The organism is Cesiribacter sp. SM1 (assembly GCF_020178975.1).
GTDB lineage: Bacteria > Bacteroidota > Bacteroidia > Cytophagales > Cyclobacteriaceae > Cesiribacter.
In genome coordinates, this window is sequence record NZ_JAHXBU010000094.1 from 76,807 (window position 1) to 88,964 (window position 12,158).

Annotated in this window: 10 protein-coding genes; 9 read left to right on the forward strand and 1 reads right to left on the reverse strand. The window is 49.4% G+C overall.

Annotated elements, in window-relative coordinates; translation table 11 throughout:
* Positions 1-8: 8 nt before the first annotated feature.
* The 5 genes from rsmI to KWJ01_RS28410 all read left to right on the forward strand — a co-directional run bounded on the left by rsmI (position 9) and on the right by KWJ01_RS28410 (position 7,255).
* A complete protein-coding gene (gene rsmI / locus KWJ01_RS24600; RefSeq protein ID WP_224999787.1) occupies positions 9-689 on the forward strand; it encodes a 16S rRNA (cytidine(1402)-2'-O)-methyltransferase in 681 nt (226 codons plus the stop codon).
* Positions 625-2,277, forward strand: coding sequence for an apolipoprotein N-acyltransferase (lnt, locus tag KWJ01_RS24605; RefSeq protein WP_224999788.1), 1,653 nt, complete (start codon positions 625-627; stop codon positions 2,275-2,277). Before rsmI ends, lnt begins: the two co-directional genes overlap by 65 nt.
* On the forward strand, positions 2,277-3,074 hold the full coding sequence (locus KWJ01_RS24610) for an inositol monophosphatase family protein (RefSeq protein WP_224999789.1): 798 nt from the start codon (positions 2,277-2,279) through the stop codon (positions 3,072-3,074). The genes lnt and KWJ01_RS24610 overlap by 1 nt, the downstream gene beginning before the upstream one ends.
* A 12-nt stretch (positions 3,075-3,086) precedes the next feature.
* Positions 3,087-3,728 carry a YdeI/OmpD-associated family protein gene (locus tag KWJ01_RS24615; RefSeq protein ID WP_224999790.1) on the forward strand — a complete coding sequence of 214 codons (642 nt, stop codon included), beginning with the start codon at positions 3,087-3,089 and terminating at the stop codon, positions 3,726-3,728.
* Positions 3,729-4,042: 314 nt separating this feature from the next.
* Positions 4,043-7,255 carry a MopE-related protein gene (locus KWJ01_RS28410; RefSeq protein WP_224999791.1) on the forward strand — a complete coding sequence of 1,071 codons (3,213 nt, stop codon included), beginning with the start codon at positions 4,043-4,045 and terminating at the stop codon, positions 7,253-7,255.
* A 97-nt stretch (positions 7,256-7,352) separates the two neighbouring features.
* On the opposite strand, the gene KWJ01_RS24625 is transcribed toward KWJ01_RS28410, so the two are convergent.
* Entirely contained in the window at positions 7,353-8,276 is a 924-nt protein-coding gene (locus KWJ01_RS24625) for a 1-aminocyclopropane-1-carboxylate deaminase/D-cysteine desulfhydrase (protein ID WP_224999792.1), read from the reverse strand.
* Positions 8,277-8,355: 79 nt separating this feature from the next.
* Here KWJ01_RS24625 and KWJ01_RS24630 point away from each other — a divergent pair, with 79 nt between their 5' ends.
* From KWJ01_RS24630 to KWJ01_RS24645, 4 genes are all read left to right on the forward strand, one after another.
* Complete coding sequence (locus KWJ01_RS24630; protein WP_224999793.1) at positions 8,356-9,396, forward strand: RluA family pseudouridine synthase; 1,041 nt, start codon at positions 8,356-8,358, stop codon at positions 9,394-9,396.
* Between the two features lie 166 nt (positions 9,397-9,562).
* Positions 9,563-10,303, forward strand: coding sequence for a type II CAAX prenyl endopeptidase Rce1 family protein (locus KWJ01_RS24635; protein ID WP_224999794.1), 741 nt, complete (start codon positions 9,563-9,565; stop codon positions 10,301-10,303).
* A gap of 131 nt (positions 10,304-10,434) precedes the next feature.
* Complete coding sequence (locus KWJ01_RS24640; RefSeq protein ID WP_224999795.1) at positions 10,435-11,310, forward strand: aldose 1-epimerase family protein; 876 nt, start codon at positions 10,435-10,437, stop codon at positions 11,308-11,310.
* Between the two features lie 266 nt (positions 11,311-11,576).
* The gene (locus KWJ01_RS24645; RefSeq protein ID WP_224999796.1) at positions 11,577-12,155 is read left to right on the forward strand and encodes an HD domain-containing protein; all 579 of its coding nucleotides are present in this window, start codon (positions 11,577-11,579) and stop codon (positions 12,153-12,155) included.
* The last annotated feature ends 3 nt before the right edge of the window (positions 12,156-12,158 follow it).

Here is a 12,158-nt window from a genome sequence, read left to right on the forward strand (position 1 = left end):
TTGCCCCTATGCAGGAAAAAACGGCTCTTTACCTGGTGCCTACCCCTATTGGTAATCTGGAGGATATTACTCAGCGTGCCCTGCGCATTCTGGGAGAAGTTGATCTTATACTGGCAGAAGATACCCGCACCTCAGGAAAACTTCTGAAGCATTACGACATCCGTAAGCCGCTGCAAAGCTACCATGCCCACAACGAGCATGGGCAGGTACAGCGTTTGGTAGAGAAGATGAAGGGTGGCAGTGTATTGGCGCTGGTTACTGATGCCGGCACCCCCGCCATTTCCGATCCAGGCTTTTTGCTGGTGCGTGCGGCTATAGAAGAAGACTTAAAAGTAGAGTGCCTCCCTGGTGCCACCGCTTTTGTACCTGCGCTGGTCAATAGCGGGCTTCCGGCAGATAAATTTGTGTTTGAAGGATTTTTACCGCACAAAAAAGGCAGGCAAACCCGTTTAAAGGAACTGGCACTGGAAGAACGTACGTTCATCCTGTACGAATCGCCGCACCGGCTCGTTAAAAGCCTGCAGCAGCTGGCCGAGCACCTGGGTGGCGACCGGCGCGCCTGTGTTAGCCGGGAACTGACAAAACTATTTGAGGAAAACCGGCGCGGTACTTTAACTGAACTCTATGAACACTACAACGAGCACCCTCCCAAAGGAGAAATTGTCCTGGTGGTGGCGGGTAAGCAATAGTCGCTGGTTTTTACCCCTGTTAGCGGCAACAAGTATTCTTTTCTTCTGGCTGGGGTGGCCTGTGCTTCCCTTTGCCCCACTGCTGTTTCTGGCTTTTGTGCCTATCCTCATCATGGAGCAGCACATTACTGCAGAACGCTACCGCAAGCCCGGGCGTACGCTGTTCGGCTGGTGGTACCTTACCCTGCTGGGCTGGAACCTCACCACCACCTGGTGGGTGGTAAACTCTACGCTCATAGGCGGCATTTTCGCAAATATTGCCAATGCCCTGCTCATGTGCATACCGCTGCTCTTATTCCGCTACACAAAGCGCCGCACCGGCCCCGGTCTGGGCTACATGAGCTTTGTGCTCTACTGGATTACCTTCGAAAATATACACCTTACCTGGGATCTTAGCTGGCCCTGGCTCACCCTGGGCAACGGCTTCGCCATGTTTCCGGAGTGGGTACAGTGGTATGAGTGGACGGGCGTATTCGGCGGCTCTCTCTGGATACTCCTGGGCAACCTGCTGGCCTATTTCCTCTTCTGGCATGGCAAGCCTCATTTCTCTGCGGTAACTGTGGTAGTAATGCTGTTCTGGATAGGCCTGCCGATACTAGGCGGTTACATACGCTACTGGAGTTATGTAGAAACAGGTCCGGAATACGAAGCCGTAGTGCTGCAGCCAAATATTGACCCCTTCACCGAGAAATTTGCCGGCACCGAAAACTTTATTCCCTACGAAGAGCAGGTACAGCGCTTTATACAACAGAGCCAGACTAAGCTCGGGCCACAAACCAGCTTTCTGCTCTGGCCGGAAACGGCCATTGACCAGGCCTTCGACGAAAGGTACCTGAACCAGCAGCCTATCATTCAGGATATCACTAAATTTGTGAACAGCTATCCACAGCTGTCGCTGTTAACAGGCATTACCTCTTACAGCGTATACGATAAGGGCACGCCGCCTGCAACAGCACGCTACCGGGAAGGCTTTGGCCACTACGATGTTTTCAATACCGCCTATTTTATCAACGGCAACACCGACTCTACCTATCATAAAAGTAAGCTGGTGCCTGGCCCAGAGCTGCTCCCTTATCCACAGGTAACACGCTGGCTTTCCGAAACAGTCTTTAACCTGGGAGGCTCTGCAGGTGGTTTTGGCCGCCAGGCCGAACGTACTGTATTCTTTAACAGCCAGGGAGTAGGGGTAGCCCCTTCTATCTGTTATGAATCTGTTTATGGCGATTTTATGGCTGAGTTCATCCGCAATGGAGCCAGCTTTATCTTTATCATTACCAATGATGGCTGGTGGGGCAATACCGCTGGGCATAAGCAGCACTTCCATTATGCACGCCTGCGTGCCATAGAAACCCGCCGCAGCATTGCCCGCTGTGCCAACACAGGCATATCTGGCTTTATAAACCAGCGTGGCGATGTGTTGCAAAAAACCCGCTACTGGGAGCCAGATGTAGTTAAGGGCAGCATTCGCGCCAATGAAACAATTACTTTTTACGCTGCCTACGGTGATTACCTGGGCCGCACTGCCGGCTGGATAGCGCCTTTCCTGCTGCTGGCCGCTTTTGTCAGAAAACGAGTTATAAAAAAATAATGAACCTCCAGCACATTCTTCAACCATCACTAGACCTTATCAAAGAAACCGGTGCTTTTATCCGGCAGGAAGGCAAAAATTTCGACAGGGCCAACATTGAACACAAAGGCCTCAACGACCTGGTATCTTATGTAGATAAGCAGGCAGAGCAAAAGCTGGTAGAAGGTCTGCGGCAGATCCTGCCAGGCTGTGGCTTTATTGCCGAAGAAGGCACCGCCCAGGCTGCCGATGAAGAGTACAAATGGATTATCGATCCGCTCGATGGCACTACCAACTTTTTACACAGCCTGCCGGTTTTTGCCGTAAGCGTAGGCCTGCTGCAGGGGCAGGAGCTGGTCATGGGCATTGTGTACGAGGTTAATGCTGATGAAATGTTCTGGGCTATCAGGGGGCAGGGCGCTTATTGCAATGGCGAGAGAATAAAAGTATCGCCCATTGCTGAAGTATCTCAAAGCCTTATTGCCACCGGCTTTCCCTATTACGATTTTGGCTTGATGCAGACCTACCTCGACATCATGGAGCATTTCATGAAAAACAGCCACGGCCTGCGCCGCCTTGGCAGTGCAGCAGTAGATCTGGTATATACGGCCATGGGGCGCTTTGAGGGCTTCTTTGAATATAACCTCAAGCCCTGGGATGTAGCAGGCGGAATTATTATTGTACAGGAGGCAGGTGGCACCGTAACAGATTTCAAAGGTGGATCAGACTTTATTTTTGGCGGAGAATTGCTAGCCACCAACGGTAAAATACACCAGGAGGCTCTGCAAACCATCAAAGAGCGCTGGCATAAAGCCTAAAGCCTGATCTGTATGGAAGCAACAGCTTTATCCGCTAAACTGGCCATCAAACCGGCGGAAAAAACTCTGTTCTTGAATTCCCCGGCAGACCTACTGCCTGTGCTGGAGAATATCAGGCATGATACAAATGCCGAAGGTAATGCTGCATACCAGAACCTGCTGCTGTTTGTACATTCACAGGCCGAGCTACAGCAGCTGGCACCTGTTGCCCTGGCTTCTCTGGCACCTGGAGCTAAGTTGTGGATAGCCTATCCTAAAAAGTCATCCGCCATCAAAACCAACATTAACCGCGATGAGGGCTGGGAGCCAATTGTAAAAAAGGGCTGGAGCCCTGTAACACAAATTGCCATCAACAACACCTGGTCGGCGCTGCGCTTTAAGCCCGAGGGAGAAATTAGCCGAAAAGGGCCTCGTATTGCCAATGGCAGCTCGGTAGGTCAGCAAACAGAGCGGCCAGAACTGACTGTTCCCGAATACCTGCAGGCTTTGCTGGATAAACATCCTGCTGCAAAAACATTCTTCGAGGGCCTTGCCTACACCCACCGTAAAGAGTACCTTCTCTGGATAACTGAAGCAAAAAAGGAAGAAACCCGCCAGCGCCGGCTCCAACAAATGCTGGAGATGCTGCAACAGCAAAATAAAAGCCGCTACTAATCTTCGTTTAGATCTTTTGAAAATTATGTAAACAATAGCCTTTGGTGGAAATCTGCCTACAGAGGCTATTGTTAATTTTTTGCTGTTTTTTGAATTTACCGCAAACACAGACACTTAAGTGATGTTTGTTTATTCAGCCAGTTTACAAAAGGCAATAGCATCAGCTGTATGTAGCACTGGCATCATGCACACTTTTTAGTTTTTTTAATGATGACCCCTTGTGGCCCCACATGTCTATTGTGCTATCATGACTGCGCGTGCACTCAATTTTTATTTCATATCTATTTCAAAAAACCTACTTTTTATCAATGCCTATGAAAATCTCTACTTTCAAGGAGTGCTGTTTATACAGCATTCTGGTGTTGTGCTGTTTGTGGAGCGGCAGTAGCCATGCAATCACAAGCCCAGCAGCTGCCGCACAGGCACAAGTACTGGCTGCTTCCGGCAACAATACTAACAATCTCTACCTGAGCAGCAGTCCGTTCAGTATTACCACACCCACACAAGATCCTGTTGATGAGGATCAGGATGGTGTGGATGATTCAATTGACAACTGCCCCATCTACAATCAGGACCAGGAAGATATGGATGGTGATGGCACAGGTGATGCCTGCGACGATGACATTGATGGAGATGGTGCGCTCAATGATTATGACTGCCACCCTTTTGATCCTGCTGAATCAGGAGAGTACTGGTTTGCCGATGAAGATGGCGATGGCTTTGGCAGCGAGAATGAGCTATTAGCCTGCGAACAGCCCGAAGGCTATGTGGGCAACTTCGATGACTGCAACGACAACGATCCTAACATCAATCCTGATGCCGAAGATTTTCCCTATGATGATGTAGACTCCAACTGTGATAATCTGGATCCTGTAGGATCTGATGTTGACGGAGATGGCATAGATGATATGTACGACAACTGCCCGGATACCTATAACCGTGAGCAGGAAGATGCAGATGAAGATGGTGTAGGTGATGCCTGTGATGATGATACAGTGGAAAACCAGGCGCCGGTAATTACCTTAACTGGGGATCACAACTTAACATATTACGAAGTTGGAAAAGAATATACCATCAACATTCAGGTAACAGACCCGGACGCAAATGATGCACTCACGCTCAGCTACACAAGTGATATCGACGCTAATACTTATACCCTAAACCCTGCATTGCCGATATCAGCAACGGGTACCATTAGCACACAGCTCACGTTCACCCCTACATCACCAAGCGGCCCTCATGGCCCTGATCTACAACTGGAAGCCACCGATGAAGCTGGTAATACCACTTACGCTTACTGGATGCCTTATGTGTGGACTGAACCGGTATTTATGAAGCCCGCCGAACCGATCGTGATTGGTATCAACCAGCCCTTCAAGATAAATATACCTGTTATGGGCACTACCGAATATGTAGGCATGGACTGGAATGCTCAGGAGATGGGTTTTGGCTTTTCAGACCAGATGGGGGTAAATCTTTACACCGATGGAGAAAGGGCCTATGCCCGTGAAGAGCATGTAGGAACCTACAAAATTTCCATGTACCATATTGACCCACACGCCGACATCACCACCACCGATACCCTTACCTTAATTGTATCCGCTGATTGTGTAAACAAGAACTGGTATAGCGATAATGATAGCGACGGCTATGGCACAGGCAGCAGGCCTGCCCAGATTACCTGCTCTTCCTGGGAAGGTTATGCCAATAACAACAACGACTGCAATGACAGCAACGCTTCTGTTAACCCCACTGCTCCCGAAGTACCTGGCGATGGTACAGATAACAACTGCAATGGTCAGATAGACGAAGGTGGCGCAAATACCACAGCGCCCTATTTCATTTCCTCAGATGTTGGCCAGGAAATAATGGTAGGCGAGCAGCTTAACTTTACCATACAGGTTGCAGATCCTACCCTGGGAGATATGGTTACTTTACGTGTAGACTCTGCCATCATGAATAACTACGGAAGCAGTGGTCCTCCCTACACCTTGTTACCAGATCTTGCAGGTGCTATCTTCAGCCCCGACAGATCGGTAACTTCTGCTGATACAGCTTCGTTGTACATGAGCTGGCTCCCAAACCGAGAGGATTTGGGTGAGATTTTCTTTTTCTTCTCTGCTGAAGATCAGCATGGCAACTCCGTAGGGGGATACTTACCAGTTGTAGTTGATCTTCCTTTTGAGCTACAGCCTGTTTCGCCTATTGTAGTAGGTACGCAACAGCCGCTGGAGGTCATTATTCCGATTAGCAACAGCGACTGGCACGAGCTGGTTGAACTGGAGTTAAACAATGCTCCTGACTGGCTCCAGGCAGAACTAATTTCTGTAGAGGGCAGAGAGGTGCCTAATGCCATCCGCGTGTGGGGCACTCCACCTGCCAGAAGTTTTGGCACATATAAGCCACAAGTACGTGCCCGCACCTACTGGGCACAGTGGGACACCCTTGAGCTGCAAATACGTGTAGGCAACTGCACCAACAGAGCCTGGTATGCCGATGCTGATGGAGATGGCTTTGGTGAAGATGCGTCTATGCTTACCGCCTGCTGGCAGCCAGAAGGGTACGTAAACAAAGGTGGCGATTGTAAAGACCGGAATGCTGCAGTACATCCTGCTGCGCCAGAACTAGCAGGTGATGGCCTGGACAATAACTGTAATGGCATGGTAGATGAAACAGAAAACAGCTGCTATGCTACAAAAGTGGTATCATTCCGCCAGGGGCCACGTGCGGATAACAGGGGCGTGATAGATCCTTTAAGAAGTATTCCCACCAGAGCGCTTGGTGCACCACAGGAAGACAAGACCCATAGTTTTGTTTCTCTTGGCTTTGGAGGAGAGCTGGTACTGGAGCTGGGCTCCAATCTCTACGACGATGGTTCTACTGCTCCTGACCTGATGGTGGTGGAAACTACCTGGGGCTGGGCTCATCGCCCCTGCTACGATGGCAAAGGTGCCGGAACATTGGAAACCATGATGCTGCACGTATCTGCCAATGGCCAGGACTGGGTGCAGGTGCCGGGCAACTTCTGCCGCAATGTGAAGGTAGACATCAGCTCGGTAACAGGAAAAGAAATGCTGCCGTACGTACGGTACATCAAAATCACTGATACTTCTGATCCTGCAAACTTCAACAGAAGTGGCAATGGCTATGATGTAGACGGTATCATCACCTGCAGAGAGCTCTTTGAAGATATGCCTACCAACTCCAGAACTGCTGGTGACAAAGGCTTTGATCCTAACTTCTTCTACGAGTCTCTTGAAGATGAAGAAGGAACTCTGCAGCCACTTAGCTTCTATCCTAATCCTGTGAAGGATGTACTTACCATCCAGGCTGACAGCTTTGAAGATGAAAGCCTGCAGGTAGAGGTGTACTCACTGGCTGGTGTGCTGCTTTACAAAGCAGAGCACAGAACAGAACCAGGCACAGGCGAACTAGAGGTAGATCTGCAACAGCTGCGCCAGGGTGTGTACCTGCTAAGGCTGCAGGGAGCACAACAGCAGCAAACCATCAAAATCAGCAAGGAATGATAATAGAAAGGCTATGCTAGCGCATAAGCCAGGCAGCTATTAAAAACAAGGCTGATTTAGACAGAAAGAGCCGCTCCTGCTACAGGGGCGGCTCTTTTTATGAAATGATATCTCCAAACCTTTCATTAAAGCCTTTTATCCCCTGCAAACCACCGGTATGAATGGCCAGCAAGCGGGTGCCGGGTTTAAACCACCCCTTCTGCACCAGGTCAAAGATTCCGAACAGGAGTTTGCCGGTATAAACAGGATCCAGCGGAACGCCATGCCCGCTGTTAAAGCCATTGATAAACCTGGTGAGCTCAGGCGTCCATTTGGCATAGCCGCCAAAGTGATAGTCTGTGATCAGCTGGTAATTGTGGTACACTTCCCCATTATAGGCCTGGGTTAGTTTATCTACCTCTGCTTTCATAAAGCTGCCCCCCTTCAGCACCGGAAAACCCAGGGCCTGCCTGCGGCGGTTCAGGCCTGTTACAATACCGGCCAGGGTGCCGCCGGTGCCACAGGCAACAGCAATAAAATCATATTGCTGTACCTCAAGCTCGGTAACCAGTTCTGCACTGCCTCTTACAGCTAGGGCATTGCTGCCCCCTTCGGGAATATAATAGAAAGAGCCAAAGCGCTGCTGCAGCTCAGCCAGGGTTTCCTCCTCGCCCCGCTGCCGGTAGTCCTGGCGGTTAATGTAGTGCAACTGCATGCCCTGCTCACTGGCAAACTGCAGGGTGGGGTTAAGCGGCTGGTGCTCCTCTCCCCTGATGAGGCCAATGGTCTTAAACCCAAAATCATTACCTGCAGCAGCGGTAGCGGCAATGTGGTTGGAGTAAGCACCGCCAAAGGTAAGCAGCGTTTGCTGCCCCTGCTCCCGGGCCTCCTGCAGGTTATATTTCAGCTTGCGCCATTTATTACCGCTAATGTGGGGATGGATCAGATCATCGCGCTTAATGGCAAGGCTTACCTTTGCCGCCTCCAGACGAGGGTCGCTGATGTGTTGTATGGGTGTGGGAGCTGAAATAAAGGACATCATTAGCTTAAAAATACAACATCCAAGGCTTAGTGGCGGCCTTCTGCAAAAGTAAGTATAACATTTCCTTTATCTTTGCAGCATGAAAAACTACCAGGCAGCTCCCGAAGAGGAAGAAGACGACGAATTATATGAACACCACCGCATTGTAGCCGATAAAAAACAGGCCCTGCTCCGCGTGGATAAGTTTCTGATGGACAGGTTGCCCAACGTTACCCGCAATAAGCTCCAGAAAGCCATTGAAGATGGCTTTGTGAAGGTTAACGATGCCAAAATAAAATCGAATTACCGGGTGCACCCCGGCGATGTGATCACCATAGCGCTACCGGAGCCTCCGCGCGATACCGAGGTAGTGCCCGAAAACATCCCCCTCAATATTATTTATGAGGACGACGACCTGCTGGTGGTGAATAAAGAAGCAGGCATGGTGGTACACCCTGCTTACCAGAACTGGAGCGGAACCTTGGTAAATGCCCTCACCTACCATTTTCAGCAGCTGCCCACCCTGCCCGGAAACCAGGGGCGCCCGGGCCTGGTGCACCGAATTGATAAAGACACCTCCGGCCTGCTGGTAGTTGCTAAAAGTGAACTGGCCATGCAAAGCCTGGCCAAGCAGTTTTTCGATCACAGCATTGAACGCACCTACCTGGCGCTGGTGTGGGGCGAGCCCGATCCCAAAGATGGCACCATAGATGTGCCCCTGGGCCGCAGCCAGAAAGACAGGCGCGTGGTACAGGCTTACCCCGAGGGCGAAGGAGGCTACGGTCGCCATGCCGTTACCCACTACAAAACACTGCAGCAGCTGCGTTATGTAAGCTTGTTACAGTGTAACCTGGAAACCGGCCGTACCCACCAGATCAGGGCACACCTTACCTACCTGGGCCACCCGCTGTTTAACGACAGCACTTACGGAGGCGATAAGGTGCTAAAAGGCACCACCTTCAGCAAATACAAACAATTTGTTGAGAACTGCTTTAAGATAATACCCCGCCAGGCCCTGCATGCCAAGTCCTTAGGCTTTGTGCATCCCCGCAGCGGTGAGTGGGTACAGTTCGAAACAGAATTGCCCCAGGACTTTAAGGATGTGCTGGAAAAATGGGATCATTATGTACAGCATCATTAATGCTGTACATAATGCTGATTTCAGGCAATGTGGCCGGGTTGAAATCATAAATAAAAAGACGGAAGAAATTAAGTTTCCGAAAGATCCGGAATTAGCTTTTTTAAGTGCTAGTCAATAGCTTTAAGCTATTCTGCTTATACACCTTATAATTTGTACCGATACCTCCATGACTCCTGGTTTGATTGATACCTCTAAAGATCTGGTACAATTTCTGAAGCGCCCCCGCCTGCCCGAAGAAGATGATGTTGTGGATGCTCCCTTGCAGGTGTTTCTGCAGCTACTAATGCTTAGCCTGCTCTTGAGCTTTGGGGTGCTCATGCTGATGGGTGTGTTAAGAGATGCCGGCCTGGTTCCGGAGCTCCCGCATGCCATGGAGGATATCATGAAGCAATTCCCCTTCCTGGTGGTTTTTTTACTTGCCGCCGTGCTCATGCCTGCCCTGGAGGAGCTTACCTTCAGGCTGTGGCTACTCTACAGGCCCATTTATTTTCATGTTTCGCTCTGGTTAATTGCATTTTTTCTTTCCACAGCACTTACCCAGGCAGGCTTTCCGCTCTTAGGCTACGGAGTATTTGGCGTTGCGGCACTTATTACCATTTTGCTGCTTACATTTAAAGATGCTGCACAACAGCTGCTGGTAAGCCTCTATACCAATTACTACAGCCTGTTATTTTATGGCGCTGCTGTTATCTTCGCCCTGGTGCACCTGATCAACTTTCAGGTAAGCGGGCGTATTCTGCTGCTGGCGCCCCTGCTGGTGCTACCTCAGCTGCTGTTGGGCCTCATCCTTGGCTATACCAGGGTTCGCCTGGGACTTATATGGGCTATTGCCCTGCACGGTGTTTATAATGCACTGGTGCTAAGCATGGCCTACACCGGTATGCAAATGGAAACAACCAGCCCTTAAACTTTCTTCTAAAAGAAATATTTGGGTAACTTAAAAACGGGGCAATACAGCATATTTCGCCTCTTCCGCTGTTGCAAAACCCTTAAGTTTGGTGGCAGTTGTAAATCAAAACAAACCATAATATTTTTTATATGCTACACACGCTCGAAAACAGCCTGGTTGTTGCCACTTTCAAGGAACAGGGAGCAGAGCTTTGCAGCTTCCGCCGCAAAGACAATGGCCTGGAGTACATCTGGGGTGGTAATCCTGATATCTGGGGCAGGCATGCGCCAATTCTCTTTCCGATTGTAGGGCGGCTTAACCAGAACAAATACAGCCTCGATGGCCAGGAGTACAACCTGAGCCAGCATGGTTTTGCCAGGGATAAAAAATGGGCTACCGCAAAAGAAGGCACCGATCGCATTCTTTTCCGCCTTACCAGCGATGCTGATACCAGGCTGCATTATCCTTTTGATTTTGAATTACTGCTGGAGTACCACCTGGAAAATAATAAGCTTGTTACCACCTACCGGGTAAAAAATGTAGGCACTGGTGATATGCTCTTCTCTATTGGCGCCCACCCTGCTTTTCGCTGTCCGCTGCGGCCCGAAGAAGCCTTTGAAGACTACTACCTTGAATTTGAAAAGGTTGAGACACTCGATCGCCAGTTGCTCCACCATGGGCTTCGTACCGGCGAAAAGCGCCAGGTAATGGACAACGAAATGATGTTGCCCCTGCATGCTGATCTGTTCAATGAAGATGCCCTGGTATTTAAAGGAATAAAATCATCTTACATAAACCTGAAGAACAATAAAAATACCCACAGCGTGCGTGTAGACCTGGCCGGCTTTCCCTATGTAGGCATCTGGACAAAAGCAGGCGAAGCACCCTTCATTTGCATAGAGCCATGGTACGGAGTTACCGATAAAGCAGGCACAGAAGGAGAAGACTTCCGGAAAAAAGAAGGTATCCAGCATTTATTACCCGGCAGTAAGTTTGAATGCAGCTATGCCATTACAATAGACTGATGTTAAGTTGTTGCCCCTGCAAGTCAGCATTACTACCTGAACAAGGATACTGAATGGCCTGTTAGCGGTCCTGGAACATACCGATTTTACTATTCTGAAGAAGGCGCAGCTTTGTACTACGCCTTCTTCTTTGCACCAACAACTGCTAAACGCTGCCCCTGCTTACCAGCCAGTTCTTGCAGGTTACCAGGTATTTAGGCTTTTGCTGCTATTTAATTGCAATTGCAGCAAAAATTAATTAGCTTTTGTAAGATCTACAGAAATACATGTATTTTCAGAAGGCCAGGGAGTATGTTCTGAACCGCTTACAACAGGAACTACCGCTAAACTTGTACTACCATGGCATACATCACACCCTTGATGTATGCAGGGCAGTAGAACAATTAGCCAGTTGTGAAAATGTAAGCGGCGAAGATCTTGTACTGCTACGCACTGCTGCCTTGTATCACGACATTGGTTTCGTAGAGCGCTACCGCAATAACGAACCTCTTGCCTCCCGCATTGCCAGGGAAAGCTTAGCGCAATTTGGCTATTCCCCTGATCAAATAAACACCATCTGTTTGATCATAATGGCTACGCAGATTCCCCAGCGGCCTGTAACACACCTGGAGATGATTATGTGCGATGCCGATCTGGATTACCTGGGTAGAGAAGATTTTTATGAGATTTCTGAAACGCTCTACAGGGAGTGGAGGGAGTTTGGTATTATAGGCTCTTTAGAAGAGTGGAACTGCAAGCAGCTGCATTTTTTGCAACAGCATCAATATTTTACCAAAACAGCCAAAGCACAACGTGAGGCACTCAAGCTGAAGCATTTCAGCGAGCTGCAAAGATTGCTTCAATAGCAC